13 protein-coding genes and 1 riboswitch are annotated in these 17,078 nt (G+C 67.1%); of the genes, 6 read left to right on the top strand and 7 right to left on the bottom strand.

Translation table 11 applies throughout. The features are described from left to right. Positions 1–90: 90 nt before the first annotated feature. Positions 91–3,927: a DUF748 domain-containing protein gene (locus AB6807_RS03140; protein ID WP_371083465.1), complete on the bottom strand. Its 3,837-nt coding sequence runs from the start codon at positions 3,925–3,927 to the stop codon at positions 91–93. A gap of 629 nt (positions 3,928–4,556) precedes the next feature. Between AB6807_RS03140 and AB6807_RS03135 the strand changes: the two genes are divergently transcribed. The 3 genes from AB6807_RS03135 (at position 4,557) to nrdR (ending at position 7,327) form a co-directional block, all read left to right on the top strand. Then, positions 4,557–5,405 carry a transglycosylase SLT domain-containing protein gene (locus tag AB6807_RS03135; protein WP_371083464.1) on the top strand — a complete coding sequence of 283 codons (849 nt, stop codon included), beginning with the start codon at positions 4,557–4,559 and terminating at the stop codon, positions 5,403–5,405. A gap of 44 nt (positions 5,406–5,449) precedes the next feature. Then, positions 5,450–5,575: riboswitch (ZMP/ZTP riboswitch) on the top strand. 42 nt (positions 5,576–5,617) lie between these two features. Further along, complete coding sequence (glyA, locus tag AB6807_RS03130; RefSeq protein ID WP_116908775.1) at positions 5,618–6,862, top strand: serine hydroxymethyltransferase; 1,245 nt, start codon at positions 5,618–5,620, stop codon at positions 6,860–6,862. Between the two features lie 21 nt (positions 6,863–6,883). Beyond that, entirely contained in the window at positions 6,884–7,327 is a 444-nt protein-coding gene (gene nrdR, locus AB6807_RS03125) for a transcriptional regulator NrdR (RefSeq protein ID WP_116908774.1), read from the top strand. A gap of 33 nt (positions 7,328–7,360) precedes the next feature. Here nrdR and AB6807_RS03120 read toward each other — a convergent pair whose 3' ends face one another. Genes AB6807_RS03120 through AB6807_RS03095 form a run of 6 tightly spaced genes read right to left on the bottom strand, consistent with a single transcriptional unit; the run spans position 7,361 to position 13,875 of the window. After that, the gene (locus tag AB6807_RS03120; protein ID WP_371083463.1) at positions 7,361–7,852 is read right to left on the bottom strand and encodes a type IV pilin protein; all 492 of its coding nucleotides are present in this window, start codon (positions 7,850–7,852) and stop codon (positions 7,361–7,363) included. 3 nt (positions 7,853–7,855) lie between these two features. Beyond that, entirely contained in the window at positions 7,856–11,245 is a 3,390-nt protein-coding gene (locus AB6807_RS03115; protein WP_371083462.1) for a pilus assembly protein, read from the bottom strand. A gap of 20 nt (positions 11,246–11,265) precedes the next feature. After that, positions 11,266–11,985, bottom strand: coding sequence for a PilX N-terminal domain-containing pilus assembly protein (locus tag AB6807_RS03110; RefSeq protein ID WP_371083461.1), 720 nt, complete (start codon positions 11,983–11,985; stop codon positions 11,266–11,268). Next, a complete protein-coding gene (locus AB6807_RS03105) occupies positions 11,982–12,803 on the bottom strand; it encodes a PilW family protein (RefSeq protein ID WP_371083460.1) in 822 nt (273 codons plus the stop codon). Before AB6807_RS03105 ends, AB6807_RS03110 begins: the two co-directional genes overlap by 4 nt. Next, on the bottom strand, positions 12,800–13,354 hold the full coding sequence (pilV, locus tag AB6807_RS03100; protein ID WP_371083459.1) for a type IV pilus modification protein PilV: 555 nt from the start codon (positions 13,352–13,354) through the stop codon (positions 12,800–12,802). The genes AB6807_RS03105 and pilV overlap by 4 nt, the downstream gene beginning before the upstream one ends. Further along, positions 13,342–13,875, bottom strand: a complete 534-nt coding sequence (locus tag AB6807_RS03095) for a GspH/FimT family pseudopilin (protein WP_371083458.1) — start codon at positions 13,873–13,875, stop codon at positions 13,342–13,344. The genes pilV and AB6807_RS03095 overlap by 13 nt, the downstream gene beginning before the upstream one ends. Positions 13,876–14,081: 206 nt before the next feature. Here AB6807_RS03095 and ribD point away from each other — a divergent pair, with 206 nt between their 5' ends. The 3 genes from ribD to ribBA are packed head-to-tail and all read left to right on the top strand — an operon-like array spanning position 14,082 to position 17,074. Next, the gene (gene ribD, locus AB6807_RS03090; RefSeq protein WP_371083457.1) at positions 14,082–15,203 is read left to right on the top strand and encodes a bifunctional diaminohydroxyphosphoribosylaminopyrimidine deaminase/5-amino-6-(5-phosphoribosylamino)uracil reductase RibD; all 1,122 of its coding nucleotides are present in this window, start codon (positions 14,082–14,084) and stop codon (positions 15,201–15,203) included. 42 nt (positions 15,204–15,245) lie between these two features. Continuing rightward, positions 15,246–15,923, top strand: coding sequence for a riboflavin synthase (locus AB6807_RS03085; protein WP_371083456.1), 678 nt, complete (start codon positions 15,246–15,248; stop codon positions 15,921–15,923). Then, the gene (ribBA, locus tag AB6807_RS03080) at positions 15,920–17,074 is read left to right on the top strand and encodes a bifunctional 3,4-dihydroxy-2-butanone-4-phosphate synthase/GTP cyclohydrolase II (RefSeq protein ID WP_116908766.1); all 1,155 of its coding nucleotides are present in this window, start codon (positions 15,920–15,922) and stop codon (positions 17,072–17,074) included. Before AB6807_RS03085 ends, ribBA begins: the two co-directional genes overlap by 4 nt. The last annotated feature ends 4 nt before the right edge of the window (positions 17,075–17,078 follow it).

Genomic DNA, 17,078 nt, shown 5'->3' with positions numbered 1-17,078 from the left:
CTACATATATAGCAAGCCAGAGGAATAGCAAGCCAGAGGAAAAAACCAAGCCCCCTGCTTGTCCGGTCCTCTTCCGCCCTTCGGTTCTGGTCATTTCATCGTCAGGCTGAGTTCCGCGCCCGGCTTCCAGTCGTTGCCGCTGGCCGTGGTGCGCACGGCCCCCAGGAACAACCGCTCGCTCGGCACGTTCTTGGCGAGCAGGTAGTCGCGCACCGCGGCGCCGCGCTCGACGGCCAGTTGCCGCATCGATTCCTCGTCGACCGGCACGCTGGCGAACAGCAGGTTCTCCATGTCCTTCAGCGGCAGCTCCTTCGCCAGCCCCACGAGGTTGCGCGGCTTGGTGATGTCGGCGCGCTTGTACACGGCCGTCAGCAGGTCGGGGTATTCGGCATCGGTGACCGGCGGCACTTCGGTGCCGGTCTGGCCGCCGCGCACCGCCACGCGGCGCTTCTCTGCATAGGTCAGCTGGCGCACGCGCTGGCGCTGGTAGGCGTCGCGCTCCTTGTCCAGGCTGGAGGTGCCGACCACCGTCATCTGCAGCGTGGGCCGGTCGGTCAGGGCCTTGGCGACCTTGTCCAGGCTTTCCTTCGCGACCGGGCTCAGGTCGGAGCCGCCGGGCTCGAAGGTGATGGCGCTCGACTCGCCGCTGCCGCCGCCCAGGCCGCCGGTCAGCAGGCTGAACGGGGCCGTCACGGCCTTGACGATCAGGTTGACCACGGCCTTCCAGATCAGCGGGCCGACGCTGAACTGCGGGTCGTTCAGCGAGCCGCTGAGCGGCAGGTCGACGTCGATCACGCCGTTGCGGTCGGCCAGCAGCGCCACGGCCAGCTTCACCGGCAGGCTGGCGGGCGCACCCGCGACCTCGTCGCCGAACTGCAGCTGGTTGAGCACCAGCTTGTTGGTGGCCGTGAGCTGGCCGTCGGGCGCCACCTTGTAGTTGACGTCCATGCTCATCTTGCCGCGCTCGATGCCGTGGCCGGCGTAGCGCACCGAGTACGGCGACAGCGGCGCCAGGTCGAGGTCGCGCATCTTGGCGGTGATGTCGAGCTCGATGGGCTTGACCAGCGGGTTCAGCTTGCCAGTGATTTCCAGCGCGGCGGTCTGCTGCGCCTTGCCGCGCAGCTCGAGGTCGGCCAGCGCCGGCCGGCCGCCCTCGCCCTTCGGCGGGTTCGACGAAAAGGAGCTGAGCTTGCCGGTCAGCTCGCTCAGGTCGGCCGAGTAGTTGGGCTTGACGAACAGGTCGGTGAAGTCGATCTTGCCGTTCACCAGGCTCATCGGGCCGAAGTTGATGACCGGTGCAAGGCCTGCGTCGGCGGCCGGCGCGGCGGCGGGTGCAGCCTGGGCCGTGGCCACCGGCCTGGCGGGCTCGGGGGCCCCGCCGACCATGGCCTCGGCAGACACCGGCGCACCGCCCGAAGGCCGGGCCGGCGCCGCCCGGGTCGTGGTCGTGGTGCCGCCCGGGCCCTTGCGCGTGGTGGCGTCGCCGGTGGCCGCCGCGGAAGCAGCCGCGGCGTTGCCTTCGGCCTCGCCCTTCTTGGTGAGGCTCAGCAGGTTGAGCCGGCCGGTGGGGTCGACGATCACGCGGGCGAAGAAGTCGGTCAGCGTGGTTTCGCGCACGTCGACGCTGGGCGCCGCGTTGGGCGCCAGGCTGACCTGCAGGCCGCGCAGGCTCAGCGTCTTCCAGCTCAGCAGCTGGTTGGTGTTGCGGTCGAAACCGGGGGACTGGGTGAGCGACACGCTGTTGGCGCGGAAGTCGTCCAGCGCGGTGTCACCGGCCAGCTTGATGCTCATGCCCGCCGGCAGAGTGGCGTAGCGCACGGTGCCGCGGTAGCTCGCGAACGCACGGCGAATGTCGACGTTGAGCGCGTCGGCGTAGTAGGCCTTGAAGGCATGCGCCGGGAACGACGCCACCTCGAGCCGGCCTTCCGCCGCGAGCGGCTTGAGCACGATGTTGCCCTTGTAGTCGAAGCGGCCCGGGTCGGCCGAACGCCCGGCGGAGCCGATGCGCCCCGACACTTGCAATGGCGAGGCAGTGTTGGTGTCCGGCGCGATCTTCTGGGCGTTGAGCTTGAACGCCGTGACCTCGACCGCCACAGGCGTGGCGCTCGCCTTGTCCGAATAGGAAAGGCTGCCGTTGTCCACCGCCAGCGTGCCGATGGTCAGCGCCCACGGCTTGGTGTTGGCGCCGGGCTGCGGCGTTTCGGCGGCGGCGGGCTTGGGCGCGGCGACCTTGGCTTCGGTTTCCCTGGTGCCGCCGCCGGCCGGCGTCTTGAGCCAGCGCTCGAACATCCAGTGCTTTTCGTTGTCGCGCTCGATGCGCACCTTGGGGTTGGTGGCGGTGAACGAGGCCACATTCAATGTGTGCTTCTTCATGTCGGCTTCGGCATCGACCAGCTCGAAGCGCCCGACGCTGGCCAGCGCCGTCTTGGCCTGGGTCAGTGCCAGGCCGTCGGCGGACAGGCGACGCGCCTTGAACTTCAGGTCGGGCTGGGCCCAGGCGATGTCGATCTGCCCGCTCAGCTTGCCGTCGAGCGTGGGCTCCAGGCTTTGCGCCAGGTAAGGGGCCGCCAGCGACAGCGGCAGCGCATCGACCTCGGTCTGCACGTCGGCCACCTTGTCGGTGGCGGTGCCCTTGAACTTGAGCGAGGCGCCGGCCACGGCGGTGCTGCCGCTGAACTGGGCCGGCTTTTCCATCGGCCAGGTGACACCAGTGACGTCGAAACCGAGCGCGGTCACGTCGATGGCCGCCGCGGGGTTGACGGTTTCGTCGCGCCAGCCGACGCGCCCGCCGCTCAGGGCGAGCTTGTCGACCTGAACCTTCAGCACGGGCTTTTCGACCGGCTTGCCGGCGGGTGCGCTGGCGGCTGTAGTGGGCAGCGGCGCGGCCTTTTCGGTCGCGCCGGTCGCGGGGTCGGTCGCCAGCAGGTTGAGCTGGCCGGCCGCGTCGCGCGCCACCGCCAGCTGCGGATTGACCAGCGCAATTTCGCTCAGATGGAACACCGATTCGAGCGGACGCACATCGGCCAGCGCCAGCTTGAGCGACTCGAAGCCCAGCAGGTCGCGGCCGCGCGCGTCGGCCACCTTGGTGGTGTGGGCCTCGACCGTGCCGGTGATCTTCAAGCCGTTGGTGGCGCCGTGTTCGAAAGCGATCTTCAGGTCGGCGTCCAGGCTGCCCGCCTGCAGGCGAACCGGCAGGCCGCCGGGGATGTAGCCCAGGTACGGCACCAGGTCCAGGCCCTTGAACTGCACCTGCGCATCGGTCTTGCGGCTGTCGGCAAAGGGCGTGGTGAAGGCGGCCGAATCGAACTTGCTGCCGTTGAGCACGAAGGCCAGCTTGGGCTCGGTGTTGATGTCGCGCTTGGAGTCGAGGTTGCTCAGGAACGGCACCTTCAGCACGAAGTCGCGCAACTCGTGCTTGCGCTTGACGGTCTGGTCGTCGAAGTCGACCGAGCCGCCGTTGATGGCGATGTTGTAGATGGCGAAGCGCGCGGGCTTGGCGTTCGGGTCGGCCGGCGGACCGGAAGAAAGCTTGGCCAGGATGTCGTCGATGTCGTACTTGCCATCGGCCTGGTGCGTGAGCAGGACGGCCGGCGCATCGATGGTGACGGCGTCGATCACGGGTGCGAGACGCAGGATGGACTGCAGCTCGGCGTCGGCGTAGATGCGTCCGATGGCCAGTTGCGACTTGGCGCCGTCGGCCGTGGCGATGCGCAGGTCGCTCAGCGTGAGTTCGAGCGTCCAGGGCTTGAAATCGATCTTGCCGACGGTCACCTGCCGGCCGAGTTTTTCACTCGCGATCTTCTGGATCTGGCTCTTGGCGATGGGGGGCACCGCCAGCCAGGCGATGACCCAGAACGCCAGCAGAACCAGCACCGCGACGATCCCACGTCGCACCCATTTGTTTTGTTTGATCGAAGCTACGTCCATCGCGGGAGTGTGCCGCAAAGAGGTGCGCGCCAGAAGGAAGAAAGGCTTGTCACCCAGGCGCGCAAACAAGAAAGCCCGGCGACGCGACTGAATGTCTCGTCGTCGGGCTTGATGGCGGGCACAAGACCCATGCCATCGATTCGCGCGACAGGAAGTCGATGGTTCCCACCGTGCTGGCAGCAAGAGATTGCCACCGTGGTTCCTCGGACGCTGAGCCCTTGACTTGCACCTCGGACTGCGGGACCTCGGAAAAACGCCTGAAACCTCAGGCCCGTTCAGATTAGGCGGCGCACCCTCCGATTGCAAACGCGTTTTACAAAGGGATTTCCCCTAAGCAGAAACGCCTCGAAACTGTCACGTTTTTAGGCATTCATTAGCATAAAGATTCAATTCCTTATGCTTGACCGTGTATTAACCCACGCTAGAATCCGCCCTGCTCCGACCGCCCGACGCGGCGGAGCCTCCCCTGAATCCGCTGCCGAATCCCAACCGGCTTGATCAGGTCGCCGCGCTCCCAACCCCCTTCACTCCATGCGCGGAGCCTGATTCGTACCAATCCAAGCGCCGCTGCCTTCATCCCTCGCCCTCACCGGCGTTGCGTTTCGGGTGCCGCACAGAAAGGAAGAGCGATGAACAAGGCGTTCGATGCCACAGCCCGCGGGCTACGGACCTTCGTGTCCGATGTGGCAGACGGCTTTTTTGAGATCACCCACAACGGGTTTGCACTGGTTGGCCTTGCCATCGTGTTCGCGGCCCTCGCCCTCGTGGCGCGGCCCGACCTGCGCAAGACCGGCGAGGAGCAGCTGATGGGCTGGCTGCAATCGCGCAAGCCCGCGCCGGAAGCCACCGACCTGGAGCCGACCGCCATCGAGCGGACCACGGCTGCGAGCCCGAGCGACCTGCCCAAGCAGCAAGCCGCGGTGGCCTACTGGCTGAGCAAGAAATACCGCGTGGCCGCGGAGCCGCTGAGCGTGCTGGTGGCCGAGGCCTACGGCATCGGCAAGCGCACGAAGATCGACCCGACGCTGATCCTCGCGATCATGGCGGTGGAGTCGAGCTTTAACCCGTTCGCCCAGAGCCAGGTCGGCGCGCAGGGCCTGATGCAGGTCATGACCCGCGTGCACGGCGACAAGTACGAAAGCGCGGGCGGCACGCTCACCGCCTTCGACCCGGTGACCAACATGCGCGTGGGCGTCAAGGTGCTGCAGGAATGCATCGCCCGCGCCGGCTCGCTGGAAGGCGGCCTGCGCTACTACGTGGGCGCGGCCAACCTGCAGGACGACGGCGGCTATGCCAGCAAGGTCATCGCCGAGCACGAGCGCCTGCTGCAGGTGGCCAACGGCCGCGCGCCGTCCACCACCACCGTCACGCCGCCGCCTCCGGGCATGCGCGCGCAGCCGCTGCCCGTGGTGGCGCCGGCCAAGCCTGAAGAAGGCGCCGAGCCGGCCAAGGTCGCCCTGCTTTCCTCGGTGTCCTGACATTCTCCTTGCCGGGTTGCCCGCCGGATGCGGTGCGCTACACTCGGCGGGTACGCGACTGGCGATAGGCGCAGCACCCGAACAAGGTGCCACGCGCTGACGTGGAATACCACTGGGAAGCGTGCCGCCTGACCTCAACAGGCGTTCAGCCGTTCGCCTGGGCAGCCCTTGTTTTGGTTGAAGAACAAGGACCTCGTCTTCAAAGGACTGCCATGTACCAACGCAACATCCTGGTCGAACAGACCGATCCCGAAATCTGGGCCGCGATCCAAGCCGAAAACGCGCGCCAGGAACATCACATCGAGCTGATCGCCAGCGAGAACTACGCCTCGCCGGCCGTCATGGCCGCCCAGGGCTCGCAGCTCACCAACAAGTACGCCGAAGGCTACCCGGGCAAGCGCTACTACGGCGGCTGCGAGCACGTCGACGTGGCCGAGCAACTGGCCATCGACCGCGTGAAGCAGATCTTCGGCGCCGATGCCGCCAACGTGCAGCCGCACTGCGGCGCCTCGGCCAACGAAGCCGTCATGCTCGCCTTCCTGAAGCCCGGCGACACCATCATGGGCATGAGCCTGGCCGAAGGCGGTCACCTGACCCACGGCATGCCGCTGAACATGAGCGGCAAGTGGTTCAACGTGGTGAGCTACGGCCTGGACGCCAACGAAGCCATCGACTACGACGCCATGGAACGCAAGGCGCACGAGCACATGCCCAAGCTGATCATCGCGGGCGCCTCGGCCTACTCGCTGCGCATCGATTTCGAGCGCTTCGCCAAGGTGGCCAAGGACGTGGGCGCGATCTTCATGGTCGACATCGCCCACTACGCCGGCCTGGTGGCCGCGGGCGTGTACCCCAACCCCGTGCCGCACGCCGACATCGTCACCTCGACCACGCACAAGAGCCTGCGCGGCCCGCGCGGCGGCATCATCCTGATGAAGTCGCAACACGAGAAGGCGATCAACAGCGCCATCTTCCCCGGCCTGCAAGGCGGCCCGCTGATGCACGTGATCGCCGCCAAGGCCGTCGCGTTCAAGGAAGCCATGACGCCCGAGTTCAAGGCCTACCAGCAACAGGTGGTCAAGAACGCGCAGATCGTTGCCGACACCCTCACCCAGCGCGGCCTGCGCATCGTGAGTGGGCGCACCGAAAGCCACGTGATGCTGGTCGACCTGCGCGCCAAGGGCATCACCGGCAAGGAAGCCGAAGCCGTTCTGGGCGCCGCCCACATGACGATCAACAAGAACGCGATCCCCAACGATCCTGAAAAGCCGATGGTCACCAGCGGCGTGCGCATCGGCACCCCCGCCATGACCACGCGCGGCTTCAAGGACGAAGAGGCCCGCGCCACCGCGAACCTGGTCGCCGACGTGCTCGAGAACCCGCGCGACGCTGCGAACATCGATGCCGTGCGCGCCAAGGTGCACGCGCTGACGAGCCGTTTCCCTGTCTACCGCTGATCGTCCCCAAGACCTGACCGCATGAAATGCCCTTTTTGCGGTCATCTTGAAACGCAGGTCGTCGAGACCCGCGTTTCGGAAGACGCCGACTTCGTTCGCAGGCGCCGCCAGTGCAGCGCCTGCGACAAGCGCTTCACCACCTACGAGCGGCCCGACGTCAATTTTCCTGTCGTCGTGAAGAAGGACGGCAGCCGCGCCGACTTCGACTCCACCAAGGTGCGCGCCTCGATGATGCTGGCGCTGCGCAAGCGGCCGGTGAGCATCGAGCAGATCGACAACGCCCTGCTGCGCATCGAGCAGAAACTGCTGGCCAGCGGGCTGCGCGAAATCGAATCGACCAAGGTCGGCGAACTCGTCATGCGCGAACTCAAGAAGCTCGACAAGGTCGCCTACGTGCGCTTTGCCTCGGTGTACCGCAGCTTCGAGGACGTGGACGAGTTCAGGCAGTTGCTGCGCGACATCTGAGCGCCGGCCGCCGCGGCCTTCTAAGCCTGCGCGTCATCGGTTCCAGCAGAGCTGCACCAGCGCATCCGACGCGCTGGTCTTGTTGCCGGCCAGCTTCACGCCCTGCTGGTTCACCGTGAGCTTTCCGCATTCGTCCATCACCGATCCGCCTTGCGGCACCGCTTGCAAGGTGTACGTGGTTTCACTTCTGTCGGCATAGCTGACGAGGTAGTTGGCGGTGCCCGCGGCCGGCGCGTGGCTCAGTCCGTCAGGCAGCGCGACGCTGGCCGGTGGATAGCGGCCATTGGCGGTCAGGTAACGCTCGCTCCATTGCGCCGCCTGCAGCAGTTGCTGCTTTGCGTCGGCCCGCTTGGCCCGCAGCACATAGCGTGTGTAGCTCGGGTATGCGATGGCGGCGAGGATGGCGATCACCGCCAGCACGATCATCAGTTCGATCAGCGTGAAGCCACGCAGGCGGCCTCGCACGTCGGCCCGTACACCGCCCCGCGCCGCGGCCTGCTGGTTCATGCGTTGTCTCGATGCCATGGGTCAGTCCGTCGAAATGAGGTTGCGCCAGCCGAAGCGGCGCACCGCGTCGGGCCGCGTCGTCGTGTGGCACTCGCCGGCGGCGTTGCAAATCACATCCTTGCCCTTCTGGCGGTCCTGAGGCACGAACACGATGTCGTCCTTGCCCGAGCGGTTGCGAAAGCCGAGAAAGGCGTCCGCCGTCCCAGTGCCGTTGTAGGCGATGCCCTGGGGGGCCGAGCCGCTGAAGAAGTCGACCACCATCGACCAGCCGTCGTCGTCGCTGCCGGCCGTGCAATCGAGCACGTTGCTGCTGGTGCCGGGAACGGTGGCCGCGAACGTGCCGGCGCTGTTGCTCAGCGCCTTGCCCGGGTAGACGATGCGCTCGCCGCCGGCCGGCAATTGAAGGGACCAGCCGCGCCTGGCCTCGGCGCCGGTGTAGCTCACGCTGTGGCGCGAGACGGTGCGGTACTCGGCTGCGTCTCTCTTGACCGGCCGCGTGCCGGCGGTCTGCGCCACCAGGTCGGCCATGGCCGCTGCTCCGGACGTGCCGTTGGCCGGATCCCAGATGCCGTACAGGTAATGAGGGGTCGCGGTGCGCTCGTCGCCGACCGCAAACAGCCGCCCGGTGCCGAACACCACCATGTAGCCGCCTCGCGGATGGCCGACGACGACCGGCGCCGCGGTGATCGGCTGGCTCGCGCCGGCGGCGAACAGGGGAACGCCATCGAAGTTCACCGCAGCCGCAGGTGCAGGTGCGGACGCAGCAGCAACCGGCGCCAGGTTCATCGTGGCTTTCCATCTGCCGCTGTCCGCATTGCTGAGGTCGAACTTCCACATGTTGCCGAGCAGATCGCCCGCGTAGACGAAATCCGGCTTGCCGTCGCCGTTGCGGTCCACGGGCCTCGGGGCCGAGAGCCCGTTGCCTGCAGCGACGCCCGGCGTGGCGGACGTGGGAATCTTCAGCACCTCCCTGTTGCCGTCGAGGTACTGAATCCACAACACCGCCTTTTCGCTCGCGCTGTTGTATCCATTGCCCAGGATCAGCGCCGTGCGGCCGTTGTTGAGTTTTGCCACCTGCACCGCCCGCCCCGAGGCGACGTCGAGCGCGGGTTGCTGAAACTGGTGTCCCAGGTCGCGGTCGGGCAACGCGGTCGTGTCGATCAACACCACGCTGGCGGCGTTCTGCTCGGCGACGGACTCGGGCTTGGTCACGTCGAGCACGAAGTAGCCTTTGCCCCCTGCGCCCAGCGTGCCCACCAGCAAGGACTTCCAGCCTGCCGCCTTCTCGGCAGCCGTGGCCGTGGGGGCCGCTGTGCCGCCCATGTACGCATCGGCCACGAAGGCGCTGCCATCGACGAAGTAGCGGTGCACGTAGGTCCCTTCGCTGAGCCGCTTGAGCATCGGCACTGCCGGCGTGCCGTAGACGCCTTCGGGCACATAGGCGAACGCCTCGTTGCCGGTGCCGGCGTCGAAGGCATGCAGCATGCCGTCGTTGGCGCCTACGTAGACCATCGGCTTGCGCGCGGTCGCGGCAAAAGCGGCGTAGCCATCGTGGGTGAAGCCGCTCTGGGGTTGCCCTGCGTACCAGACGCCGGAGCCCACGATGTCGCCGAGCACGTGGCCGCGCTGGCGCAGTCGCAGGCCGGCCCCCTCGTTGCGCCGGTCGCCTCGCAGGAAGTCGAGCACGGCGTTACCGAACGCGACGCTTTCGGTGTCGGTGCCGGTGCGTCCCTGGAGCGCCGTCTTCTGCGCATCGCTCAGGCGATCCCACCGAAAGGGAATGCCCGAACCGACGGTCGCGGTCGTGGTGGCCGTGGCCGCCGCGGTGCCAGAGAAGCTGAGCACCTTGCGATCGGTGGCGTGTGCCCCCGGCGCCGCCATGCGCCGGTCGAGCAGTTCGCGCGCCGACCAGTCGGGCTCGCCTGCCGGCCTGGCGTTCGCGCCGAACTTGGAGGCAGTGAGCTTGCCCGACCAGTCTGCCGTGTCGTAGCCCGCCTGGTAGACCGCGTTGCCTGTCGACAAGCGGGAACTGTTCGCCGATATCGACGTGAGCGGAATGCTGGTGTTGAACAGGATCTGCGACAGGATGGACTTGAAGGCCGCATTCAGCGCCTGGGAATTGGAAGCGGGCGTGAAAGTGCCACGGCTGTTGAGCGCCGCGTGCCAGAGGTCCATGCGCACTGCGGCGGTATCCGCGGGGTTGCTGTAGAAGTAGCCCAAGTTGGAGCTGTTCCACCCTTGGAAGTCCGTGGCCACCAATGGATTCCTCCAACCGATCGTGCCCTCGACCAGGCCCACATAGCCGCCGCTGTACGTGGGCTGAGCCAGGTTCGTAGACATGGCCGGCGCACCGGACCACGACGAGGCGGCGCCGAAGCCGATGGTGTGGGTGGTCAGGTGCTGCCAGGTGGCCGGGTCGTTCTTGGCGTTCCAGTACTCGGGAACAGTGGCCGTGCCGACCCGTGCCTGGCCTGGCTCGACAACGACCTTCTTGAGGTTGTTCGCGATGCCGGGCTGCAGGTCACTGGCCCAGTAGTGAAAGGCCATGTCGGCCAGCGTCGGACGGTATTCGGCGATCGGCGCCCAGGTGCCAGACGTGCTCTTCCATTTGGCCGGGCTGTTGACGGTGCCCGCGCCGTCCTTGTAGGGCGCCACTGGCGTGTAGACCTCGGCGTCGGGTAAAACGCGGCGCGTTCCGTCCTCGTTGCCGATGTCCGGCATGTTGAGTTGATTCGGCTCCACGTCGAAGCCGAAGAGGTTGTAGTCGCCATCCGTCATGAAGATGTGGAACGACTTGCGGCAGCTCGACTCGGTGGCGTCCTTGACGCCCGGATCGTCCGAGTAAGGGCTGTACTGGCCGGAGGTCTTCATGTATTCGCCGGCGCGGGTCATCATCGCGTGCAGCGGCGTTCCGCCGTCCGCGATCATGGAATCCACCCAGGTCATGAAATTCGCGCGATGCGCCCCGTCGAGCGAACGCATCAGGTTGGCGTTGGCGCGGCCGCCGATGTTGCAGGTGCCAGCCCGATAGCGCCCCGGCGCGGTGTCGCCGAAGAACCCGACGCAGCTGTTCTGGTTGACCTGTACCGCGCCGACATTCATCGCCTGCCAGGCAAGGCGAATCCGGTCATCGGGGATGCTGGCGGTGGAAAAGTTGTCCTTCAACGCGGTCTTCAGTGCCTCCATGCGGTTGGGCGTTCCGGGGGGCGGCGCCTTGTCCCCTTCCGATGCAATCGACGAAAAGGCCATGCTTCCCGAGTTGTCGACCGACACGATCACGTTCGGCGCCGGCTCCTTGACCGCCGCGTTGCGTGGCGTCTGCGCCAACGGGTATTGCGCGGCGTGGCCGACGCTGTGCGCCAGTACCAGGCCGCACGCCATGGCGCTTTTCGACAGCCCGGTGAATGTCATATCTCTTGTTCTTGCCATGTTCAATTCACCTTGGTGACGGGATCAGGATCGAAGGTCACCTGCAGTTCGACCCGCGTGCCGCCCGCGCTCCCCGCGCTCCCCGCACTGCGGGCGCCGGTGGCCACGGCGGTGATGCGGTACAGCGGGTGCTTGCTGTTCGGGCGGTCGATGACCTCGATCCAGTACCTCGCCTTTTCCAGCGCCGGATTCCCGGCGCCGGGTGCGCCGGTGAACGCCCCGTACAGCGCGTGCTTGTCGGCGTACGCCCTCCGGGACCAGAACCGGTAGGCCTCGCTTTCGGAAGCCGCCGCCGCCGAATCGATCGCGGCGAAGTAGCAGATGCCCCGCTCGCAGCTGTTCTCTCCGTTCGCCACGTAGGCCGTGACCCAACCGGTGTCGCGGTCGGGAAAGACGCGGCCTTGCTCGGCCTTGCGGCACGGCGAGACCGCGAGCGCGGAGCAAGGCACGTAGCTCTGCTTCGTGGCGTCGAAGGCCAGCTGCCGGATGTCGCGCTCCGCGTCCAGCAGCGCGGCTTCCGCGGCCTCGAAGGCGCGCTGGTGTTCGCGCTGGTTGCCCGCCACCGACTCGAGCAACTGCGCCATGTGCGCACCACCGACCGCGAGCAGCGCCGAGAGCACCAGCATGAGCATCACGATGAACAGCGAAAAGCCGTGCTGCGCCTTGCGGCGGCGGACATCTGCTAGGGCACGGCGCACGCGAAGCCATTCGTCGCGATTCATGGCGCGCCCAGGTTGTTTCGCAACGCGAACACCGCGGCGTAGACGCGCCGCAACTTTCCGTCGACGCTCGCCCGCTCGGCGCCGTCGCAGTCGGTGTACCTGCCGTGCGGATTGCTCCTCGAACTGCCCGCGAGTTGCAGGCACACGCGCACCGTGCGGACCAGATCGAAATTGGCGACGTCATTGGCGGTCACATAGCGCGCGACATGGTCGCCTCCGGTTGGCGTCCCCACGCCATACATGACATCGAAGCGCTCGACGCCGTCGACGATAGGCTTCGGCGTGTCACCGCCGCTGCCCTTGCATCGGAGAGTTCCCCTCACAACATCGAACTCGCTGGTGATCAGGCGAACGTTGCCCGGATCGGAGGGTGTCGTGGGGACGTATCCCTGGCGCCCGGCGCCTCGTCCTGCCTGCCCCAGGCAATCCGCGAAGTAGTTCGGATTCGGCGCATACCCGATCTTCAGGCTGTCATTGCCGGGGCCCCCAGCGGCTTCCCCGCCTTTGACCGCGAAGAAGGCCCGTTCACCCGCAAGATTCGTGGCCCTGTTCGCGTTGGCGTCGAAGTAGAACAGCGGCTCGGTCGGGTCGATCGGGATGTAGCCGGCCTGCCGGATCTGCTGGCCCAGCAGCCTGAACGCAAATGCAGAAGACTGGTGCAGCGCGTTGACGTCGTCGCCCACCATGGCAACGCTGCGTGTGCCGAGCATGCTGGTGATGGAGGCCAGCACCACCAGCATGCCGACGATCATCGCGACGAGCAATTCGACCAGCGTGAAGCCGGCCTGCCGCAGGCGAAATGCGTGGCCGCGCCTCATGGCTGCGGCACCGCGACGGCGACTTCGAGGCAGGCCTTGCCATCAGGGCAGTTCCAACCCGGGTCCGGCGGAATCGGGTGCGCGACGGCAGGCTCGTCCCACGCGACGTGCACGAACAGCAAGCCGCCGGCCATCGCCTTGCGCTGGATGTTGCTCGCCCCGCCTGGCAGCGCGCTGGCCACCGCGCGCTGCCAGCGGCGCACGTCGTCGGCCGCGAGCTCGGCCGCACTGCAAGTGATCTGGGCGCCCGTGCATGACTTGCTGGAGCCAGCGGAGCCCGCTGGCGTCCAGTCGGCCACGTAGGGTGTTCCGGGCGCGGCGGCCGCCACGGGATTGGCGCGCATGCGATCTGCCATGTCGCCGGCCAGTTGCGCGGCCATGTTCTGGTTGCTCGCGCTCGAACTGTCGGCGAGCACGCGCAACTGGAAACCCGCGAGCGCCAGCAGCCCGAAAGAGAGCACCAGGACCGCCACCATGGCCTCGATCATCGAGACGCCGGCTTGCGCCATGTGCGGGCCATGGGGATGCAGGCGGTGCATCAGGTTGGACATGTGGTGGTCCCCTTGACGAGCTTGGCGCGTCCGCCCAGCGCGATGCACAGCGTGGCAACGTTGGTCGAATTGCTCACGCCCGCGGGTTGGAAGTCAAAGCTGACGAAGCTTGCGGATTGACCCATGGCATCGAATGACAGCGCACCGTGCTTGCTCTTGGTGACCTTTACCCGAGTGTCGGGTTCTTGCCGCCTGAGCGTTTCGACGTCGTCGTCATCGCCGACCACCGTGTCCCAACCGCAACTCCAGTCCTTGCTTGCGCAATTCGTGCGCTGCTGCACCGTCACGGTCTTGCCACGTCGGGCCGCTTCCGAGCGCGCGTGGCTCATGCTCGCCACCAGCGCCGAGGCCATGCCCTCGACGCGGAGCTTTTCGGTCATGCTGCTGAAGCTCGGCAACGCCATCGCCAGCAGGATGGCCATCAACGCGATAACGACCATCAGTTCGACAAGCGTGAAGCCGCCCGGCTTTCCGACGCGGCGCGAGTTCGCCTGCGCGCACGCGCAAAATCCGTGATTCATGTTGTATCGCGCCGGCCTCGCATCTTTGTGCGTCGGCGAGCGCTGCTCCCTGTTTGCAATACCAAAAATTCTATTTCCCGCTGTCCTCCGATATTCGCAATTGCGACAGACGGTTGAATATCAATAGCTCAACGGCTTCAATCTTCAATTGACCTGCAATTAGCTTTCAATTGACCATTCAAATACACCTTGATTAACAAGAAGAAATGGCAAAGACATCTGTGAATTTCATGACCGACGCGCTGAATCTCGCGCGCCAGGCCGGCTACGACACCGACCCGAACCCCCGCGTCGGCTGCGTGCTGGTCGCCCCCGACAACACCGTGATCGGCCAGGGCCACACACAGAAAGTCGGCGGCCCGCACGCCGAAGTCATGGCCTTGCGTGATGCCGCGGCCCAAGGCCATACGGTCGAGGGCGCCACCGCCTACGTCACGCTCGAACCCTGCTCGCACCACGGTCGCACCGGCCCGTGCTGCGACGCGTTGATCGCGGCCGGCGTGCGCCGCGTGGTCGCCTCGCTCGCCGACCCGAACCCGCTGGTCGCGGGCCAGGGCTTCGAGCGGCTGCGCGCGGCGGGTGTCGAGGTCGAGGTCGGCCCCGGCGCGGCCGAAGCGCGCGAGCTGAACCTCGGCTTCTTCAGCCGCATGGTCCGCAAGCAGCCCTGGGTGCGCATGAAGGTGGCGGCGTCGCTCGACGGCAAGACCGGCCTGGCCAACGGCGTGAGCCAGTGGATCACCGCCGAAGCAGCCCGCACCGACGGCCACGCCTGGCGCGCCCGGGCCAGCGCGGTGCTGACCGGCGTCGGCACGGTGCTCGAAGACAACCCGCGGCTGGACGTGCGGCTGGTCGACACGCCACGGCAGCCGCACCTGGTCGTGGTCGACAGCCGGCTGCAGACGCCGCCCGAAGCTCACATATTCATAGCGGGTCGCCAGGTCTGGATCTACGCGGCCCACCAGGACGACGAAAAGGCCGCAGCCCTCGAAGCCCGCGGCGCCACCGTCACCTACCTGCCCAACGCCGAGGGCAAGGTCGACCTGCCGGCGCTGCTGAAAGACCTGGCGGCGCGCGGCGTGAACGAGCTGCATGTCGAGTCGGGCCACAAGCTCAACGGCTCGATGCTGCGCGAAGGCTGCGTCGACGAGCTGCTGGTGTACCTGGCGCCCAAGCTGATCGGCAGCGGGCTCGACATCGCGAGCCACCTCCATGCGGCCGGTCCGCTCACGTCACTCGAGGGCGTCGTGCCGCTGGAATTCAGGTCGGTGGACCTGCTCGGCCCCGACCTGCGCGTGGTGGCCCGGGTCGCGGGAAGGGACGCGTTCTAGCGTTTACCCCGAACACCCCGCGTTCTCTGCGAAAATGCGGGAATGTTTACCGGAATCATCACCGGCGTGGGGCGCATCGCCGCCATTCACGACCTCGGCACCTCCTCCTCCTATGGCAAACGACTCAGCATCGCGGTGCCCGACGGCTACCTCGATGACGTCGGGCTCGGCGACAGCATTGCGCTCAACGGCGCCTGCATGACGGTCACCACGCTCGTCCCCGAGCGACAGCTGTTCACCATCGACATTTCCGCGGAGTCCCTCGACAAGACCGCCGGCCTGACCAACGAAGGCAGCCGCATCAACCTGGAGAAAGCGCTGCGCGCCAGCGACCGGCTGGGCGGGCACATCGTGTCGGGCCACGTGGACGGCATCGGCAGCGTGAGCTTCTTCGAGCCGATCGGTGAAAGCTGGGAGCTGCGCGTGGTCGCCCCGCCGGCGCTGGCCCGCTTCCTGGCCTACAAGGGCTCGATCACCATCAACGGCGTGAGCCTCACGGTCAACAGCGTGAGCGACATTGCCGACGGCGCCGAGGTCAGCATCAACCTGATCCCGCACACCGTCGAAAACACCTCCCTCGGCGCCCTGAACGCGGGCTCGAAGGTCAACCTCGAAATCGATACCGTGGCGCGCTACGTGGAGCGCATGCTCCAGGCCGGCGTGCTGGTGCCCCCCACATCCACGCCCACATCCCCGTATTCCAAGGACACAGCCGAATGAACGCCTCCGTCACGCCGATCGGCGCCCCCCGCGCCGCGCGCGCCCCCGCCCCGATCTCGCCGGTCGAGGAGATCGTGGCCGAGCTCGCCGCGGGCCGCATGGTGATCCTGGTGGACGAGGAAGACCGCGAGAACGAAGGCGACATCGTCGTCGCGGCGGACCACATCACGGCCGAGTCCATCAACTTCATGGCCCGCCATGCCCGCGGCCTGATCTGCCTGACGCTGTCGCGCGAGATGTGCGAGCGGCTGCAGCTGCCGCCCATGGTGCAGCGCAACGGCGCCAAGCACTCGACCGCCTTCACCGTGTCCATCGAGGCCGCCGAAGGCGTCACCACCGGCATCTCGGCCGCCGACCGCGCCCGCACGGTGCAGGCCGCCGTGGCGCCCAACGCCGTGGCCGCCGACCTGGTGCAGCCCGGCCACATCTTCCCGCTGCAGGCAGTGGACGGCGGCGTGCTGATGCGCGCCGGCCATACCGAAGCCGGCTGCGACCTGGCCGCCATGGCCGGCTGCTCGCCCGCCTCGGTGATCTGCGAGGTAATGAACGAAGACGGCACCATGGCCCGCCTGCCCGACCTGCAGATCTTCGCGGCCGAGCACAACCTGAAGATCGGCACCATCGCCGCGCTCATCGAGCACAGGAGCCGCGTGGAGTCGCTGGTCGAGAAGGTCGGCTGCCGCGAAATCCAGACGGCCTGGGGCGCCTTCACGGCCCACGCCTTCGTCGACAAGCCCAGCCGCGGCGTGCACCTGGCGCTGGTGCGCGGCAAGTGGAGCCCCGAAGACACGGTGTCGGTGCGCGTGCACGAACCGCTGTCGGTGCTCGACGCGCTCGAAATCAACCGCTCGCTGCATTCGTGGAGCCTGGACGCCAGCCTGTCGCACATCGCCACCGAGGGCAAGGGCGTGGCCGTGCTGCTGAACTGCGGCGAGACTGCCGGCGAGCTGCTCGCGCAATTCGACGGCACCGCGCGCCCCGCGCAAGCCCCCGAGCGCGGCCGCATGGACCTGCGCAGCTACGGCATCGGCGCGCAGATTCTTCGCGAATGCGGCGTGCACAAGATGAACCTGCTGGGCACGCCGCGCCGCATGCCGAGCATGGCGGCGGGCTACGGGCTCGAGATTGCCGGCTACCTCACGAAAGACTGAACGA

Source organism: Variovorax sp. RCC_210 (genome assembly GCF_041355175.1).
GTDB lineage: Bacteria > Pseudomonadota > Gammaproteobacteria > Burkholderiales > Burkholderiaceae_C > Variovorax.
Note: the sequence above shows the minus strand (reverse complement) of the source record. Positions and strands in the feature narration are given on the sequence as shown.